Annotated in this window: 18 protein-coding genes; 10 read left to right on the plus strand and 8 right to left on the minus strand. The window is 41.7% G+C overall.

Features of this window, described 5'->3' with window-relative positions; genetic code table 11:
* Window positions 1–106: 106 nt before the first annotated feature.
* Together rbfA and truB are read left to right on the plus strand one after the other, a co-directional pair.
* Entirely contained in the window at window positions 107–493 is a 387-nt protein-coding gene (rbfA, locus tag HMPREF9064_RS05680; protein WP_006717844.1) for a 30S ribosome-binding factor RbfA, read from the plus strand.
* On the plus strand, window positions 493–1,413 hold the full coding sequence (gene truB / locus HMPREF9064_RS05675; RefSeq protein ID WP_006717846.1) for a tRNA pseudouridine(55) synthase TruB: 921 nt from the start codon (window positions 493–495) through the stop codon (window positions 1,411–1,413). The genes rbfA and truB overlap by 1 nt, the downstream gene beginning before the upstream one ends.
* Window positions 1,414–1,450: 37 nt before the next feature.
* Here the strand turns inward: truB and HMPREF9064_RS05670 are convergent, their stop codons facing one another.
* The 4 genes from HMPREF9064_RS05670 to HMPREF9064_RS05655 all read right to left on the minus strand — a co-directional run bounded on the left by HMPREF9064_RS05670 (window position 1,451) and on the right by HMPREF9064_RS05655 (window position 5,718).
* A complete protein-coding gene (locus HMPREF9064_RS05670; protein ID WP_006717848.1) occupies window positions 1,451–2,281 on the minus strand; it encodes a DNA ligase in 831 nt (276 codons plus the stop codon).
* A 176-nt stretch (window positions 2,282–2,457) separates the two neighbouring features.
* Window positions 2,458–3,201: a YdcF family protein gene (locus HMPREF9064_RS05665; protein WP_006717850.1), complete on the minus strand. Its 744-nt coding sequence runs from the start codon at window positions 3,199–3,201 to the stop codon at window positions 2,458–2,460.
* A gap of 31 nt (window positions 3,202–3,232) precedes the next feature.
* Window positions 3,233–4,198, minus strand: a complete 966-nt coding sequence (locus tag HMPREF9064_RS05660) for a polysaccharide pyruvyl transferase family protein (protein WP_006717853.1) — start codon at window positions 4,196–4,198, stop codon at window positions 3,233–3,235.
* Entirely contained in the window at window positions 4,195–5,718 is a 1,524-nt protein-coding gene (locus HMPREF9064_RS05655; RefSeq protein ID WP_006717855.1) for an oligosaccharide flippase family protein, read from the minus strand. The genes HMPREF9064_RS05660 and HMPREF9064_RS05655 overlap by 4 nt, the downstream gene beginning before the upstream one ends.
* Window positions 5,719–5,866: 148 nt before the next feature.
* Here HMPREF9064_RS05655 and HMPREF9064_RS05650 point away from each other — a divergent pair, with 148 nt between their 5' ends.
* From HMPREF9064_RS05650 to rfbB, 8 genes are all read left to right on the plus strand, one after another.
* Window positions 5,867–6,637, plus strand: coding sequence for a glycosyltransferase family 25 protein (locus HMPREF9064_RS05650; RefSeq protein ID WP_006717856.1), 771 nt, complete (start codon window positions 5,867–5,869; stop codon window positions 6,635–6,637).
* Between the two features lie 8 nt (window positions 6,638–6,645).
* Window positions 6,646–7,839, plus strand: a complete 1,194-nt coding sequence (locus HMPREF9064_RS05645; protein WP_006717858.1) for a hypothetical protein — start codon at window positions 6,646–6,648, stop codon at window positions 7,837–7,839.
* Window positions 7,839–8,720 carry a glycosyltransferase family 2 protein gene (locus HMPREF9064_RS05640; RefSeq protein WP_006717860.1) on the plus strand — a complete coding sequence of 294 codons (882 nt, stop codon included), beginning with the start codon at window positions 7,839–7,841 and terminating at the stop codon, window positions 8,718–8,720. Before HMPREF9064_RS05645 ends, HMPREF9064_RS05640 begins: the two co-directional genes overlap by 1 nt.
* 96 nt (window positions 8,721–8,816) lie before the next feature.
* Window positions 8,817–9,620, plus strand: a complete 804-nt coding sequence (locus HMPREF9064_RS05635) for a glycosyltransferase family 2 protein (RefSeq protein WP_032997842.1) — start codon at window positions 8,817–8,819, stop codon at window positions 9,618–9,620.
* A gap of 3 nt (window positions 9,621–9,623) precedes the next feature.
* Window positions 9,624–10,745, plus strand: coding sequence for a lytic murein transglycosylase (locus tag HMPREF9064_RS05630; RefSeq protein WP_006717863.1), 1,122 nt, complete (start codon window positions 9,624–9,626; stop codon window positions 10,743–10,745).
* Between the two features lie 20 nt (window positions 10,746–10,765).
* The gene (gene xthA / locus HMPREF9064_RS05625) at window positions 10,766–11,569 is read left to right on the plus strand and encodes an exodeoxyribonuclease III (protein WP_006717865.1); all 804 of its coding nucleotides are present in this window, start codon (window positions 10,766–10,768) and stop codon (window positions 11,567–11,569) included.
* A complete protein-coding gene (locus HMPREF9064_RS05620) occupies window positions 11,569–12,357 on the plus strand; it encodes a TIGR01619 family protein (protein WP_006717867.1) in 789 nt (262 codons plus the stop codon). The genes xthA and HMPREF9064_RS05620 overlap by 1 nt, the downstream gene beginning before the upstream one ends.
* Window positions 12,358–12,363: 6 nt before the next feature.
* Window positions 12,364–13,392 (plus strand): dTDP-glucose 4,6-dehydratase, encoded by a 1,029-nt coding sequence (rfbB, locus tag HMPREF9064_RS05615; protein WP_006717870.1) that lies wholly within the window; start codon window positions 12,364–12,366, stop codon window positions 13,390–13,392.
* 73 nt (window positions 13,393–13,465) lie between these two features.
* Here the strand turns inward: rfbB and HMPREF9064_RS05610 are convergent, their stop codons facing one another.
* The 4 genes from HMPREF9064_RS05610 to HMPREF9064_RS05595 form a co-directional block, all read right to left on the minus strand.
* Window positions 13,466–13,768 (minus strand): ArsR/SmtB family transcription factor, encoded by a 303-nt coding sequence (locus tag HMPREF9064_RS05610; protein ID WP_006717872.1) that lies wholly within the window; start codon window positions 13,766–13,768, stop codon window positions 13,466–13,468.
* A gap of 113 nt (window positions 13,769–13,881) precedes the next feature.
* Window positions 13,882–14,412 (minus strand): rhodanese family protein, encoded by a 531-nt coding sequence (locus HMPREF9064_RS05605; protein WP_006717874.1) that lies wholly within the window; start codon window positions 14,410–14,412, stop codon window positions 13,882–13,884.
* A gap of 73 nt (window positions 14,413–14,485) precedes the next feature.
* The gene (locus HMPREF9064_RS05600; RefSeq protein WP_006717876.1) at window positions 14,486–14,677 is read right to left on the minus strand and encodes a YgaP family membrane protein; all 192 of its coding nucleotides are present in this window, start codon (window positions 14,675–14,677) and stop codon (window positions 14,486–14,488) included.
* A 248-nt stretch (window positions 14,678–14,925) separates the two neighbouring features.
* The gene (locus tag HMPREF9064_RS05595) at window positions 14,926–15,480 is read right to left on the minus strand and encodes an NAD(P)H nitroreductase (RefSeq protein WP_006717878.1); all 555 of its coding nucleotides are present in this window, start codon (window positions 15,478–15,480) and stop codon (window positions 14,926–14,928) included.
* Between the last annotated feature and the right edge of the window lie 22 nt (window positions 15,481–15,502).

The following is a 15,502-nucleotide window of genomic DNA, read 5'->3' on the forward strand; positions in this document are numbered from 1 at the left end:
TCTATGTGATATAACTTGCCCTTTATGGCAACATAAACGTTCCCAAGGGGAAAAATTATGCCTAACCGAAGGTGTTCTTACCTGCGGACAATTAAAGAGAAACAAAATGGCTCGAGAATTCAAACGTAGCGACCGTGTCGCACAAGAAATCCAAAAAGAAATCGCGGTGATTTTACAACGCGAAGTGAAAGATCCGCGTATTAGTATGGTGACGGTGTCCGACGTGGAAGTGTCTAGTGATTTAGCTTATGCAAAAGTTTTCGTCACCTTCTTATTTGATCATGATGAACAGGCGATTGCGCAGGGCATGAAAGGCTTGGAAAAAGCGGCGCCTTATATTCGCACGCTGTTAGGCAAAGCTATGCGTCTGCGTATCGTGCCGGAGATTCGTTTTATTTACGATCAATCTTTGGTGGAAGGTATGCGCATGTCTAACTTGGTGACCAATGTTGTGCGCGAAGATGAGAAAAAACACGTTGAGGACAAAGACTAATGTCCAAACCGCGTAAACGTGGGCGTGATATTCACGGCGTGTTTTTGTTGGATAAGCCGCAAGGTATGTCTTCCAACGACATCATGCAAAAAGTGAAACGCATTTTTCAGGCAAACAAAGCGGGGCATACCGGCGCGTTAGATCCGCTTGCCACCGGAATGTTGCCTATCTGTTTGGGCGAAGCCACCAAGTTTTCGCAGTTTTTGTTAGATGCCGATAAACATTATTTAGTCACGGCAAAACTAGGGGAACGTACTGATACATCCGATGCAGAAGGACAGATTGTTGAAACTCGTGAAGTAAAGGTTAAAACATCTGAAATTTTGACCGCACTTGAGCAATTCCGTGGGAATATTTTGCAAGTGCCAACCATGTTTTCGGCGTTGAAGCATAATGGCAAACCGCTTTATGAATACGCCCGTCAAGGTATCACGGTGGAGCGGGAAGCGCGTCCCATTACGATCTTTGAACTGAACTTCATCGAATACAATGCGCCTTATTTAACCCTAGAGGTGCATTGTTCCAAAGGTACTTACATTCGCACCTTGGTGGATGATTTAGGTGAGGTATTGGGCTGCGGCGCTCATGTAACGATGTTGCGTCGCACAGCAGTAGCGGATTACCCAACAGAAAAAATGCTAGATTGGCACGCTTTACAAAGCTTGGCAGAACAGCAAGATTTAGCTTTATTAGATGCTTTATTATTGCCGATGGATACTGCCGTGGCAAAATTGCCGGCGTTAATCTTAAATGAAAGTCAAACACAAGGTATCGGATTTGGTCAACGGATAAAATTCGATAACCCCAACAGGTTGCAAGGACAAGTGCGGTTGTTTTCTCATGAAAATCGCTTCCTTGGTGTGGCAGTGATTGATGAAAATAACGTGATTCGTCCACAGCGATTAGTGGTATATGAATAGAAAGTGCGGTGAAATTTCACCGCACTTTTTTTATGTTTTATGGTGCGCTTGGTTCTTCGATTTTTTTGCGCCAGTAAGTGGCAAATCTTGGTTTCCCCTTGTTGGTTAACCCGCGGTATTTATAGGTGATGCTTGAACCGATAGGTGGGGGATTGATGCGATCAGCCAATTTGAACCCGGAACCAATTTTGAATTGCCCTCGGTGATTTTCGCAGGTAACCGATCCCATGACATTTTCAAATTGCCCTTTGCCGGTATGGTGGGCGATAACCGTGCATTCTTCATCAAGTGCGGTCTTTAATTTAAGAATTTGTGCGCTGCGTTTTCTTTCGTAGGGCGCATTGGGGTTACGAATCACGATGCCTTCGCCTTTTTGCTGTTCTACTTGCTGTAGAAATTGTCGAATATGCTCCGGGCTTTCAATAGGAGTCTGTTCGATGATTTCAATGTATTGAGAGGGATGTTTTGCTAAATAGGCTTTTAATGTTGCCAAACGGGCAAATAAATCCCCTTTAGCATCAGGCACATCAAAGATATATAGTTTTAATGTATGCCAACCCTTATCTTGATAAGCGCGCACGATAGAAGAGATTTCTGCAAATTGATCACGTTGGCTAAATAATTCCCCATCAATGGCAAACGGCGGAAAATTTTCTAGAAAATAAGCGGGTGGAGCCAGAGAAACGCCTCCTCGAGTAAAAAGCTGTTTGCCATCCCAATAGCCACGTACGCCATCCAATTTTTCACTCATCACCCATCCGGTTACGTTTTGATCTTTATAGTTTTCTAACAACATCAAATCAGGTTTTTCGGCGTAACAAGACACGCTAAACAAGAGCAGACTAAAGCAAAGTTTGAAATAACGCATAGAGGATTCCTTGAAATAAAAATCATCTTAAAACAAGGCATTGGAGCTGTAGAAAAAGGCTCATGATTTTGCGAGCATGATCGCAACTAAAAAATAAACGGACATAAAAAATGCGCCTGAAGAAGGGCGCATTTTAACGTGGGGCTGATTGAAAGTGCGGTAAGAAAACAGATAGATTATTTCTCTTTGAGATAGCCGATCCACTCTTTCAGTAATTGCATATTTTTTGCCATTGCACCTGCTTGAGGCACAAAGTGCATCATGTTTAATCCGTAAGAGTCAGGTGTAATGCCTTCGCCTACGCTTGCCGGCAAGACATCAAAGCCTTGCTGTTGAAACAAGAGTTTTGCCCGTTGCATATGCCATTCATTAGTCACCAGAATGATTTTATGGATGCCTTCTTTTTCTAGTAATTGACGGGTGTATAAGGCATTTTCTTTGGTGGTTAAAGATTTTTCTTCTAGCCATTTCGTCGGTACATTAAAGAACGTCTGTAATTCTTCTGCAGAAACTTTGCCTTCTGAGGCTCCGGTTGGGCTGACACCGCTAATCAATAACGGCAGTTGCGTTTCTTTTTGTAAATAAGCCGCGTAGCGCAAACGTTCTAGTTGTGTGGCAGAAGACGCAAGCGGTGCGTAGAGTTCTTTGCTATCACGCACGCCTCCCCCCAATAAAACGATCGCTTGAGCCTGTTTATAATCGTTTAAGGTTAAATGATCTTCGGTGACTAAGCTGTCTTTTAAGGTTTGTGCCGTGTAGGGAATGCTGACCAGATAGAGCAGCACAATGCCGAAAAAAGCACAAAGGCGACTTAATGTTTTGCATTTAAAGAATGAAAATAAAAGAGAAAATAGCCATAAAATCAAAATATTAAATGGTGGTAGCATCATGGCTGTGATGAGTTTTTTGAGTTCAAACATGATTTCATTCCATTAATTAATACACAACATCTTATTTTTGTTGAGTATAAAACTCGACAAAATCCAGTGGTTTTGTCCATAAATTGGCGTAGCCGGTGTTTTTGCCGTAAGAGTTATCGCAAACCATGTTCGGGATTTCCAATAAACAGGAAAAAATATGACCGTGCAGACGCGTCGTGGTGATGTTGTCATAGCTTAAAAACGTTTTGGCAACGCGTTTTATAATGCGTTTGGTGTATGCTTTCCAAAAGCGATGAACACTATTTTTTAAGCCGGTTAACTGATGACGCTTGGCGAATTTAGCTAAACGCCAAGTAGCGGCTAAGACTAAATCATCTCGTTCGGACAACATATCTTCCCAGTCTTTAATATGACTTCCTACAGGGAGTTGTGCGGTAATATTTTTTTCGATATCACTGGCTTCGATGTCTTTACGCAGGAAATAGAGGGCGTTTCCGCTTTGTGTCTTTTTCGTCGGCAATGTCCCGTACAGTTCATGCGCCATGTCCGGTGATAAATACACGTTTGGTGAAAACTGTTCAAAAGTTTTTGCCGTTCTTTCGTCTCGTGCCAGTAAATGACAATCCGAATGTTGGGCAAAAAGTGCGGCGGATTTTTCTAACGTTTCTTGGCTTTTATAGAATAACGTTTGTGGCAACACAATCACCCGATTGTTTGGAAAGGTTTGTACCACCGTTTCGCGAATTTTTTGGTGTTGCGGATAAAGGTCACCGAAATTCCCCCCGCCGTGGAGCAAAATTGTGGTGTTTGGGGTGATTTTTTGTTTCAGTTCTTCAATGTCCACATCAAATTCACTGCGTTTTAAGGTGACACGAATATTGTGATCCGTAAAAAACTGTTCTGTTCCGTGATAAATCAATAAATCGCCCACGTTTAAATGCAATGGATAATCAAGATAAAAAACATCGTTTTTATCTTGAATTAAATCTGCAATCGGAGCTAACTTGTTTTTTAAATCAATGAGTTGTTGATTCATCTTTTCACTCTTTTTCTTAAATAGCTAAATAAAAAGTCTTTTTCAGTTTTGTTTAATCCCACCATTAAGATGACTGAAATGAGTACGACTTCAAGAAGGAACGCTTCTCCTACAAATTCCAAGAATGAGTAGGTTCGCTGTGTGTCCGAGAAATAAATTAAGCCTAATAATAAGGCGAAAACCAGGCTGATATTTGTTAAGTATGAGACAAATTCTTTGCGATTAAATTTAATTCTTTTGTTAATAAAGTAGAGACGATAAAGCTGCATCAAAAGTGCGGTGCAGAATTTTCCAATAAAGGCATAGACCGGATTGTAACCTAAAGTAAACAGATAATAGGCAAGCGGCACGGTGCAAAGATCGATAATCGCCAAGATAACGTTGTATTGTTTAATGGTTTTAGAACCTATGGCTAACGCCGTCATCCAAAACGATCCCGCCATAGCACTGATGAGGGAGCAAACAAGCGTGGCTTGTACCAGTTTATCGGTGTACATCGGCACATTATCGCCCAACCAAAGGGTAAGTAAGGTGTGACTAAAATACAGCACCGGTGCAGATAAAATCGCGATTAAATAAAAAGAATATTTTGAGGTGCCTAAGATCAACTTTTTATTTCGCTCATAGTCTTTTCCCGCATAGGATTGCACCAGTTGCGGGTTAAACGCCACTTGGAAGTTGTTCACAAAACTATACACGGCGGTATCCACTTGAGTCGCAATACCGACCGCCGCATTTGCGGCAACGCCGAAGAACAGGTTGGTCACCATATTCAACCCTTGCGTTGATCCTACATAAGCGAGTTGTCCCACCAGCATCCAGCCGGAAAAACTCATCATTTCTTTGGTGGTATGCAAATCTTTCTCAAAATGGAAACGGGTTTCCGTGTAGAAAGCCTTGCGTGTGAAACGAAAATAAAGGGTAAACACCAATAGGCTGACACACAACAACAAGAGGCTATAAGAAATCAGTTTGTCGTAGTGTTCGATATGCATCAAAATAAAGATAGCGGTCAGTTTAAAGGCAGTTTCTGCCAATCCTAGCCAAGCATAGAAAGACATGCGTTCATGGGCAACAATCATGGCGTTAAAAGGCACTTTGATAATTTCAATCAAGGCAATGATCAAGGCAACCTGATAAACAATATTGGCCGCTTGCATACGTGCGGCAGGAATAATTAATTTATGGTTAAGGAACCACAGCCCAACAGTTTCTGCCAATAGCACCACAACCAACATAATCAATAAGTGATTGAGAATACTGATGTTAAACACTTTATTAATACGCTTGCTGTCGTTTGAGGCTTTTTCTACATTAATGAAGCGTTGTGTGGTGGCGGTCATGGTGCCATTAAAGAAAGAGAACAAAATCACCACGCCCATGACAATGTTGTAGATCCCGAAATCTTCCACGCCTAACACGCGCAACACCACGCGTGAGATATACAGCATCGCGCCCATGTTGAAGAGCATGCGGATATAAAGAAAGAGGGTGTTTTTAGCAATGGTTTTGTTGGACATCGGGAAAATCGAACTTGTGTTTTTACCGTAAAATAGGTGGGGGATTATAGATTTCTTTAGTATAATCAGCAATCTTTTATGCAACTATTTCGGTTTCCCGCCAACTGATAGACAAACCAGCAGACAATCGATTTTATAGAGATTTTTTATGAAGAAATATTTGATTTCGTTAGATAAGGATGTTCAGCGTCGCGAATTGTTCTTTTCTCAGCCTAACACGGCAGATTTTGAGGTGTTTTCCGCGATTAACACCATGCAGAAAGAATGGGATGCGTTGGCCGAAGTGTTCAATCCGACAAAGTTTGAGCAACATTATGGGCGCAACGTCACAAAAGGTGAAATAGGCTGTACCTTGAGCCATCTTGAGGTTTATCGCCGAATCGTTGCCGATGAGCGTATTGCGGAAACGGATTATGCGTTGATATGTGAAGATGATGCGCTGTTTAATGCCGATTTATCAGAAAAAACGACCGCACTTTTAACTCAACATTGCTCGGCAGATATTATTCTCATCGGGCAATCTAAAATCGCGACTTTTAATGACGTGGAATTGGAAATCAATTATCCGACAACATTTTCTTTTTTACGTCAAAAAGTGGCGGATGTGACGGTGGCATATCCGTATAAAAGTTATTTTGCCGGCACAGTGGCGTATCTCATTAAAAAGTCTGCAGCTCGTCGTTTTCTTGACGTGTTGATACAAGAAAAAGCTTTTTGGTTGGCAGATGATTTCCTGTTGTTTGAAACGCAATTTCACCTAAATAACAAGGTGGTACGCCCGTTAATGGCTATTGAAAATCCAACCCTCATGAGCAATTTAGAGGCGATTCGCGGCTCTAAATCTAATAATTTGGCAAAAAAATTATTGAAATACCCGTTAAAGAAACTGTTTGCAATTAAAAAGAATTTAGGAAAATAACGAAAAAAATGACCGCACTTTTTAACCTTTTTTATCTCTACGATCCTTGGTTATTCCATATGTTACGTATGTCATGGATAGTCGGGCTGGTCGCCTTCCTGTTTTTGGCATATCGCTATTTTAAGAAACAACAGGCGCAGGGCATTGTGTTGCCGTTAGACAGTTTGGCGGTGTTGTTCGGCTTAATTGTATTTAGCCTGATTCCATTGCTTATCAACGGCACGCGAGATTTCTCCGTGATCACCATGTATGTAAAATTGCTGATTTTATTTGTGTTTGGCGTGGGGATTTATAATGCATTTTATGCCCGTCCGAACGGGCAGTTCGCCGTTGTGAAGGATTTACAAATCGGTGTACTCCTGCAATTTATATTGGGCTTGTTGGCGTTGTTTGGCGTGTCTTGGATCGTGGATTTCTTGCTTTCCACGAATGCCTTATTACCCGATCGTTTTTATGGATCCGAACAAGAGTATCGCTTATATAACGTCACCTCGGCGGCTTTTTTCCAATTGAGTTTGTTCTATTTGATGTTGTTTCATTTCTTGTTGGCGTATAACGAGAAACAGAATACCTTGCCGAGCGTGCTGATTTTTTTCATGTTATGTATCGGGCTGATTTCCGGCAGAACTTTCTTGACTATTTCCGTTATCAGCATTTTGGTGTATTTCAAAGTGCGGTATCTTCCGGCGTTAATTTCTTTTGCGTTGCTCGTATTGTTACTGGCGTATTTTTTACCGGAAAATCCGTATGTGGCGCATGCTCTTGAACCGGTGATTAATTTATTGCATGGCGAAGGCTTTGTGAGTTCTTCAACGGATACGTTGATGAAAAACCATTTGTTTATGCCAACCTTAAAGCAATTTATTCAAGGTGACGGTATGTATATGACAGGTGAATTGGTGGTTGGGCGTTATTACGGCCATACCGATTCCGGCTTTTTGCGCCAAATTCTCTACGGTGGCGTGTCTTATGCTTTGGTGTGTTTTGTCGTGACCTTCTATTTTGTGCGCAAGGTGGCGTTAAATTGGTTTGATGGTAGTTGGAAATTTACCCTTTCCACGTTGGCGATTTTGTCCCTTTGCAACGTGAAAGCCGATACCTTTGCTTTCCCGGGCATTATGTTTGTGATGTTGATGTTTTTATCGTTGTTCGGTAGCCAAGGGAAACAGCTTGTGTTGTTTAAACAAAAGGAGGCGAACTAATGTTCAGTATCATTGTTCCTTCTTATAATCGAAAAGATGAAATTCCAGTATTATTGGAAAGTTTAACCAAGCAAACCACTTATAATTTTGATGTGGTGATTGTGGATGATTGCTCGAAAGAGCCCGTTGAAGTCACACAATCTTATCCATTCTCGATTAACGTTATTCGTAATGAAACCAATCAAGGCGCTGCGGAAAGCCGCAATATCGGAGCGCGCTCTGCGCAGCAGGCATGGTTGTTGTTTTTAGATGATGATGATCGCTTTGCGCCCAATAAATGTGAGATGTTGGCGGAAGTTATTGCTGCGCACGAAGACATTAATTTTATCTACCATCCGGCCAAATGTGAAATGGTGAATGAAGGTTTTAGCTATGTGACCAACCCGATTGAGCCACAAGAGATTAGCGTTGAGCGCATTTTACTGGCGAATAAAATTGGCGGTATGCCGATGATTGGGGTGAAAAAAGATCTATTTTTAAAAATAGGCGGATTATCCACCGCACTTCGATCTTTGGAAGACTATGATTTCTTGCTGAAACTTGTGCAAGATCCAACGTTTAAAGCGTTCAAAGTAGCAGAACCATTAACTTATTGTACGTTCCATACCAAGCGTTCGAGCGTTTCTACGGATACCACCAATACGAAAAAAGCCATTGAATATATCCGTCAGCATTATGTGAAAACGGAGGCACAGGCGCGCAATTTCAATATTAATGCGAGCTACATTTTGGCGTATCCACATATCATGAATTTATCCCGTAAAGCCGCTTTTTACTATTTTGAGATTTTTAAATTAACGAAAAGTATTAAGCAGCTAGTGATTGCCTTGGTCGTTTTAATTTCCCCTAAATTGGCAATTAATTTGAAACGGTTTATGTGATGTTTGTAGGGACGGGCTTTATGCCTGTCCGATGCCAAAGTTGAATATATAAGGACAGACATAAAGTCTGTCACTACGAAAACAAAGAGAAAAGAGATGAAATTTTCAGTTTTAATGTCCTTATACGTTAAGGAAAATCCACAATATTTAAGAGAATGTTTTGAAAGCCTTGTGGCGCAAACCCATCCTGCCGATGAAATCGTCTTAGTGTTTGATGGGGCTGTGACACCGGAATTAGACGCGGTGGTCACTGAATTCGAAACAAAATTACCATTAAAGGTAGTGAAGTTGCCAAAAAACTTAGGCTTAGGCAAAGCGCTTAATGAAGGATTAAAACATTGTGCGCATGATTGGGTCTTCCGTATGGATACCGATGATATTTGTGTGCCGGAACGGTTTGAAAAGCAAGTGGCATTTATTGAACAACATCCGGAAACGATCATTTTCGGCGGACAAATCGCTGAATTTGGTGACAATGTTAACGACATCGTGGCGTATCGCAATGTGCCGACAACGGCGCAAGACATTGTGAAATTCACGCAAAAGCGTTGTCCGTTCAATCACATGACGGTGGCGTATCAAAAAAGTGCGGTCATAAATTGTGGTGGATATGAAGATCTGCAAGAAGATTATTATTTGTGGATTAAGCTCGTGGCGCAGGGCCAAAAAGTGGCGAATTTGCCGGATATTTTGGTGTACGCCCGCGTGGGCAATGGCATGGTCGGGCGTCGTCGTGGTTTAAATCAAGCCAAAGCAGAGTGGCGTTTGTTTAAATTGAAATATCGTTTAGGTATCCAAGGATTATTTTCCGGCTTGTTTACGTTTGCTTTGCGTTCCGGGGCGCGATTGTTGCCAACGTCCTTATTGAAAAGTCTTTATCATACGTTCTTGAGAAAATAGCCCATGACGTTTACCTCATTTTTAAAAACATCCGTTATTTTCACCGCACTATTTGTGGCAGGTTGTTCTTCTCATGCTCCTTCCTCTTCAAGTAGCGGAACTCATGGTATTCACGCTGTTGCGGCAGAGGCGGTTTATAGTAAGCCTCGCACATTAGAGAATTTCAATGATTATGTGAATTTCTTGAAAGGCAAAGCCGCTGCAGAAGGGGTTTCTGTGGAGGTATTGAATGCGCAAAATAACATTAACTACATCCCAAAATCCGTGGATTTGGACGATCAACAAGCAGGGCGAATTCGTAAACGCGATCCTAATGCGCCGCCGGTGATAAACCCGAATGGCACGACCAATTACTTAAATCGCGTATTAACCGAAAATAAAGTAGAGACGGCTTCTGCACGTTATTGGGAGCAACTGCCACAACTGGAAAAGGCGAGCCAAACCTTTGGCGTCCCGAAAAATTATTTGATGGCATTGTGGGGTATGGAAAGCAGTTTTGGCTATTACCAAGGCAGTTATGATGTGTTGTCCGTATTAGCCACGTTAGCGTTTGATGGGCGTCGCGAAGCGTTATTTAGTAAAGAATTTATTGCGGCAATGAAAATGCTGCAACGGGATCATATCCAACGCCACAAAATGTTGGGGTCTTGGGCGGGTGCCATGGGGCAAACCCAATTCATGCCAAGTTCCTATTTGCGTTATGCCGCGGATGGAAACGGAGACGGTGAGAAAAACATTTGGACGGAACACTATGATGTGTTTGCCTCTATCGCCAATTATTTGCATACCGAGGGCTGGAACCCGAATTTGCCTTGGGGTATTGAAGTCACGGTGAACCAGCCGATCGATATGGCATTATCCGGTATTGAAGAAGGCAAACAGCGTAGCCTGAGTGACTGGCAGAAACTGGGCGTGACGGCCAAATTTTTCACATCAGAAACACAGCAAAAACTGACCGCACTTTCTCAAACGGATCTGTGGTTGGTGAGACCGGATCGTGAATTGGGGCGTGCGTTTTTAGTGTCAAACAACTATCGCACGCTATTGCATTGGAACAAGTCGAATTATTTCGCCGTGAGTATCGGTATGTTTGCTGATAGAATTCAGCAGCGCATGGGAAACTAAAGAAAATTTAAGGAATCAACATGAAAGTCATGTCATTTAACATCAACGGATTAAGAGCAAGACCACATCAATTAGAAGAAATCATCGATAAATATCAACCGGATATCCTCGGCTTGCAAGAGATTAAAGTGGCAGATGAAGTTTTCCCTTATGAGTTGGTGGATCATCTTGGCTATCACGTCAATCATTTTGGCCAAAAAGGGCATTATGGCGTGGCTTTGTTGAGTAAACAGGCGCCATTATTGGTGAGAAAAGGTTTCCCGACCGATGATGAAGAGGCGCAAAAACGCATTATCATGATTGACTTAGACACGCCATTTGGTCAATTAACGGTGATTAACGGCTATTTCCCACAAGGTGAAAGCCGCGAACATCCAACCAAATTCCCAGCAAAACAAAAGTTCTATGCGGATTTACAACGCTATTTGGAACAAGATCACAATGCACAAAACCCGGTGATCATTATGGGCGATATGAACATCAGCCCGTCTGATTTGGACATTGGTATCGGCGAAGAAAATCGTAAACGCTGGTTGCGCACCGGTAAATGTTCCTTCTTGCCGGAAGAGCGCGAATGGTATCAACGTTTATACGCGTATGGCTTAGAAGACACTTTCCGTTATTTGAACCCGACGGTAAACGATAAATTCTCATGGTTTGATTACCGTTCCAAAGGGTTTAATGATAATCGCGGTTTACGCATTGACCATATTTTGGCAAATAAAGCGTTGGCGGCGCATTGCGTGGATAGCGGGATTGCTCTTGATATTCGTGCCATGGACAAACCATCAGATCACGCACCGATTTGGGCGGAGTTTAAATAATGCCGTTAAAAAATCCTGGACAAAATTGGCAAAATTACCGTACGTTAATTAACGGCAATATGGCTTCGTGCACCGTTAATTTAGATATTTTTGAACAATTTACCCCTGATAAATTCAACAAGATCGTGCAGGTTTCATTGCCTTACGAGGCGGATGAAAATACGATGCCGACGTTAGATGAACATCATCGGGTGGTGAAGGAATTATTCAAAATTTTGGTACAGGCTTCCGCATTGCCAGAGCTACTTTATGCCGGACATATTTTTACTGAAGGGCATTTAAAGCTTTATTTTTACTGTGATGAAACCACCGCACTTTTTGGTGTGCTTGACCAGTTTAAGGAAAACATTGAAGAGATTACAGTGCAAGAGGATCCGAATTGGGATACTTACTTTGACTTTTTATTGCCATCACCATTGGAAATGAAACTTAATGTCACAGAAGAAATTTTGGATATGTTGCAACAAAACGGCAGAGATTTAGCGGATAACTATCTTGTTGAACATACTTTCCAGTTTGCAGAAGAACAGCAAATGTTCCAGTTTATGGAGGAAGCCAATCTTCGTGATCTTTCCTATCATTCCATGAGTTACAGCAGTGCCCCGGTGATTTTTGAGGATGAAGACGACAAAGAAGGGTTTTATATCGTCAAAATAGAACAGGAAATGACGTTAGATAACGATGATATTTTCCGTTATGTGGAGCAGTTTGAACGATTGGCGGAAAAATTTTCCGGTGAGTATGTAGGCTGGGAAAGCGATACCATTAATCAGGTGAAAGCGAATTAATCCTCTATGAAAATTCTTGTGACCGGCGGTGCCGGATTTATTGGTTCAGCGTTTATTCGTCATAGTATTTATCACACGCAAGATCAGATTGTGAATTTGGATAAATTGACCTATGCCGGTAATCTCGAGGCATTACATGAAGTGGCGAATGATCCGCGTTATGCTTTTGAACTGGCCGATATTTGTGATATGCAAGCGGTTCAACGCATTTTAAAAGAACATCATCCTGATTGTGTGGTGCATTTTGCAGCTGAAAGCCACGTGGACCGTTCTATTCATGGTGCGGCGGCATTTATCCAAACCAATATTGTTGGCACCTATACGCTGTTGGAAGCTGTACGTGATTATTATCAACAACTGTCAGGCGAGAAGAAAAAGACCTTCCGTTTTTTGCATATTTCGACAGACGAAGTTTATGGTGATGTGGCAGGGACGTTAGATTTGTCTTCGGAAACTTCAGCTTATGCGCCAAGTAGCCCTTATTCAGCTTCAAAAGCTTCATCGGATCATTTGGTTCGTGCTTGGCACCGCACTTATGGACTGCCGATAATCATCACGCATTGCGCGAATAATTATGGACCTTACCAATATCCGGAAAAATTGATTCCGGTGATGATTTTAAATGCATTAAGTGGAGAGCCGTTGCCGATTTATGGCAATGGGCAGCAAATTCGGGATTGGCTATACGTTGAGGATCATGTTCAGGCGCTGTATCTTGTTCTTCAGCAAGGGCGTATTGGGGAAAGCTACAATATTAGCGCGCATTGTGAAAAAACGAATCGAGAAATTGTACAGGTACTCTGTGATATGTTGGAAGAACTTGCGCCCAACAAGCCGAAAGGAATAAGACATTATCAAGATCTTATTGTGCATACGGCTGACCGTCCGGGACATGATGTGCGTTATGCACTTGATGCCACAAAAATTCGTCAAGAATTGCATTGGCAACCACAAGCAGATTTTATCGCATCGATGCGCACCACCGTTCAATGGTATTTAACGCACCTTGATTGGTGTGCAAAAGTGCGGTCGTAAAATTCGATAAAAATGCAAGTATGGATTTTATAAAATGAAAAAACGCAGAAGTGGGTTCTGCGTTTTTTTATGTTCATTTTTCAGCGGATGAGTCACAGAAAAAGCCGTGTAATAATTTGATCATTTCAACGACTTTGGGATCGTTAATGTAATACACACGTTCCCGATGTTTGACATCACTTGCCACTAAGCCTGCTTTACGCAAAAGAGCGAGTTGGTTGGACATCGCTGCTTGTGGCATGTTCATTTTGACAGTCAATTCAGTGACGTTATATCGTTGTTCATGTAAACAGCACAAAATGGCTAAGCGATTCGGATTGGCTAACAATTTTAAGAAGTTGCTGGCTTCGTTACTTTTTTCCAATATGTCTTTCATCAGATTCTATTTCAGTCTTTACTCATTATGGGTAGGGGCGCGTATTCTACACATCTTACCCCGTGAAACCAATAACTGAATTGTTTTTTTCCGTTATTTTATGATCTAATCGACTATTTACGATTCCATGGCATCAGTGCGAGGAGTTTTGCCATCCCACAAAAACTGCTGATTCCGGCAAAAGTGAGCCCGGCACCGACAAATGCGGGTAGCCAATAAAAATAAGGTGAAACAGACCACCCCAATACTGAGCCTAGTAAAATCAAGCTTCCTGCAGAAATTTGAACTTGACGCATAATATCAATCGGTTGTGAGAGATTAACTCGTGTGGCAAGTCCGGCATTTTTCCAACCGGTTATCCCATCTTGAAGAAAATATGCTTCGCAATGATGCTCTTGTGCCAGTTGTTTGAGAAACGCTGATTGGCTACCGGTTCTTGCGCCGGATTTACAGTGGAAAATAAGGCAACTTCCTTGTTTTAGGGTTTTATCTAGACCTTGACATTGTAATTCAGAAAGGGGCTGTAACATTGCTCCTTCAATATGTTCACGTTGATATTCCTCAGGTTGGCGAATATCAATTAATAAGGCACCGGAGGCTAATCTATTTTTTGCCTCTAAGGCAGAAATGATGGAAATCGTCATAGTATTTTTATGTTTTCTTTAAAATAGAAAAACACTCGACATTTCTGCCGAGTGAAAATGATGTGTTAATGAATTATTTTTTTAATGGGCAGGTGTTGATGCCAAGTAGTGAATAAAGACCGCAGCGTGAGAATAGTCCGGTTAATAGCGGAACAACACCAATCCAGCCCCACCAACCGATAACGTTCGTTAAGGTCAAGGCAATGAGAACGATGCCTAGAACGATTCGAATAACTTTATCCATACCACCAACATTTGGGTTCATATTTGTCTCCTTAAGTTTGAATTAATAGTTAACAAAGAGTTAACATATAAAAATAGTATTATATGATGTGCTGGTTTGTCAAAACTTTTCTATATTATTTGGCATCATTTTTTATCACGACAAATAAAGGAAAGAGATTAAAACAGAGCAAATGTTCGTTTGCTGTGCTGAAAATAATGAAAAAACAGACCGCACTTTACTCATTCTATCTAAAGTGCAGTCTGTTTTTCTGATGTTTTTTAGGAGATTTACAGGGAAGAAACTACATCGTCTAAACTGAGTACTTTTTTCTCTCTTTCTAATTTTTCTTCACCGGAACCTAACATAATAAAACCGATAATTTTATCTTGCGCTTCACATCGGAAAGCGTTGCGTAGTGCCGAACCTTCTAGCCAAGGGCCGCTGATCCAAACGTTTTTAAAGCCTAACGCGTTGGCGGCAAGTTGCATTGCATAAGTGGCGCAACCGGCGCAGAGAAGTTGTTCCCATTCCGGCACTTTCTTGATGGTTGGATCTAATTTCGCGACGATACCGATAACCATCGGTGCGCGACCGGCAAGGTTTTCAGCTTTTTTCAAACGTTCTTCACCCAAATTGAGTTCATGCACCGCACTTTTTAACAAATCGCCGAAGGTGGCCATTTTTTCTTTTTTGATAACAACAAAACGGTAAGGTTGTAATTTGCCGTGATCAGGCGCCCGCAAGGCAGCTTGAAAGATTTGGTTTAATTGCTGTTCATTTGGTGCCGGTTCATTGAGTTTTTTTTGTGAACTGCGTTCAGTGAGGAGTTGTAATGCATCCATTTTCGCTTCCTTTTTATGGGGG

Origin of the sequence: Aggregatibacter segnis ATCC 33393 (assembly GCF_000185305.1) — a bacterium.
GTDB lineage: Bacteria > Pseudomonadota > Gammaproteobacteria > Enterobacterales > Pasteurellaceae > Aggregatibacter > Aggregatibacter segnis.

Excerpts from the sequence above, each read along its gene's own strand:
- HMPREF9064_RS05610 (WP_006717872.1), bottom strand. The coding sequence starts at position 13,768 with ATGAAAGACATATTGGAAAAAAGTAACGAAGCCAGCAACTTCTTAAAA.
- truB (WP_006717846.1), top strand. The coding sequence starts at position 493 with ATGTCCAAACCGCGTAAACGTGGGCGTGATATTCACGGCGTGTTTTTG.
- xthA (WP_006717865.1), top strand. The coding sequence starts at position 10,766 with ATGAAAGTCATGTCATTTAACATCAACGGATTAAGAGCAAGACCACAT.
- HMPREF9064_RS05605 (WP_006717874.1), bottom strand. The coding sequence starts at position 14,412 with ATGACGATTTCCATCATTTCTGCCTTAGAGGCAAAAAATAGATTAGCC.
- HMPREF9064_RS05650 (WP_006717856.1), top strand. The coding sequence starts at position 5,867 with ATGAAGAAATATTTGATTTCGTTAGATAAGGATGTTCAGCGTCGCGAA.
- HMPREF9064_RS05665 (WP_006717850.1), bottom strand. The coding sequence starts at position 3,201 with ATGTTTGAACTCAAAAAACTCATCACAGCCATGATGCTACCACCATTT.
- HMPREF9064_RS05600 (WP_006717876.1), bottom strand. The coding sequence starts at position 14,677 with ATGAACCCAAATGTTGGTGGTATGGATAAAGTTATTCGAATCGTTCTA.
- HMPREF9064_RS05630 (WP_006717863.1), top strand. The coding sequence starts at position 9,624 with ATGACGTTTACCTCATTTTTAAAAACATCCGTTATTTTCACCGCACTA.
- HMPREF9064_RS05670 (WP_006717848.1), bottom strand. The coding sequence starts at position 2,281 with ATGCGTTATTTCAAACTTTGCTTTAGTCTGCTCTTGTTTAGCGTGTCT.
- HMPREF9064_RS05635 (WP_032997842.1), top strand. The coding sequence starts at position 8,817 with ATGAAATTTTCAGTTTTAATGTCCTTATACGTTAAGGAAAATCCACAA.
- HMPREF9064_RS05595 (WP_006717878.1), bottom strand. The coding sequence starts at position 15,480 with ATGGATGCATTACAACTCCTCACTGAACGCAGTTCACAAAAAAAACTC.
- rfbB (WP_006717870.1), top strand. The coding sequence starts at position 12,364 with ATGAAAATTCTTGTGACCGGCGGTGCCGGATTTATTGGTTCAGCGTTT.
- HMPREF9064_RS05655 (WP_006717855.1), bottom strand. The coding sequence starts at position 5,718 with ATGTCCAACAAAACCATTGCTAAAAACACCCTCTTTCTTTATATCCGC.
- rbfA (WP_006717844.1), top strand. The coding sequence starts at position 107 with ATGGCTCGAGAATTCAAACGTAGCGACCGTGTCGCACAAGAAATCCAA.
- HMPREF9064_RS05660 (WP_006717853.1), bottom strand. The coding sequence starts at position 4,198 with ATGAATCAACAACTCATTGATTTAAAAAACAAGTTAGCTCCGATTGCA.
- HMPREF9064_RS05620 (WP_006717867.1), top strand. The coding sequence starts at position 11,569 with ATGCCGTTAAAAAATCCTGGACAAAATTGGCAAAATTACCGTACGTTA.
- HMPREF9064_RS05640 (WP_006717860.1), top strand. The coding sequence starts at position 7,839 with ATGTTCAGTATCATTGTTCCTTCTTATAATCGAAAAGATGAAATTCCA.
- HMPREF9064_RS05645 (WP_006717858.1), top strand. The coding sequence starts at position 6,646 with ATGACCGCACTTTTTAACCTTTTTTATCTCTACGATCCTTGGTTATTC.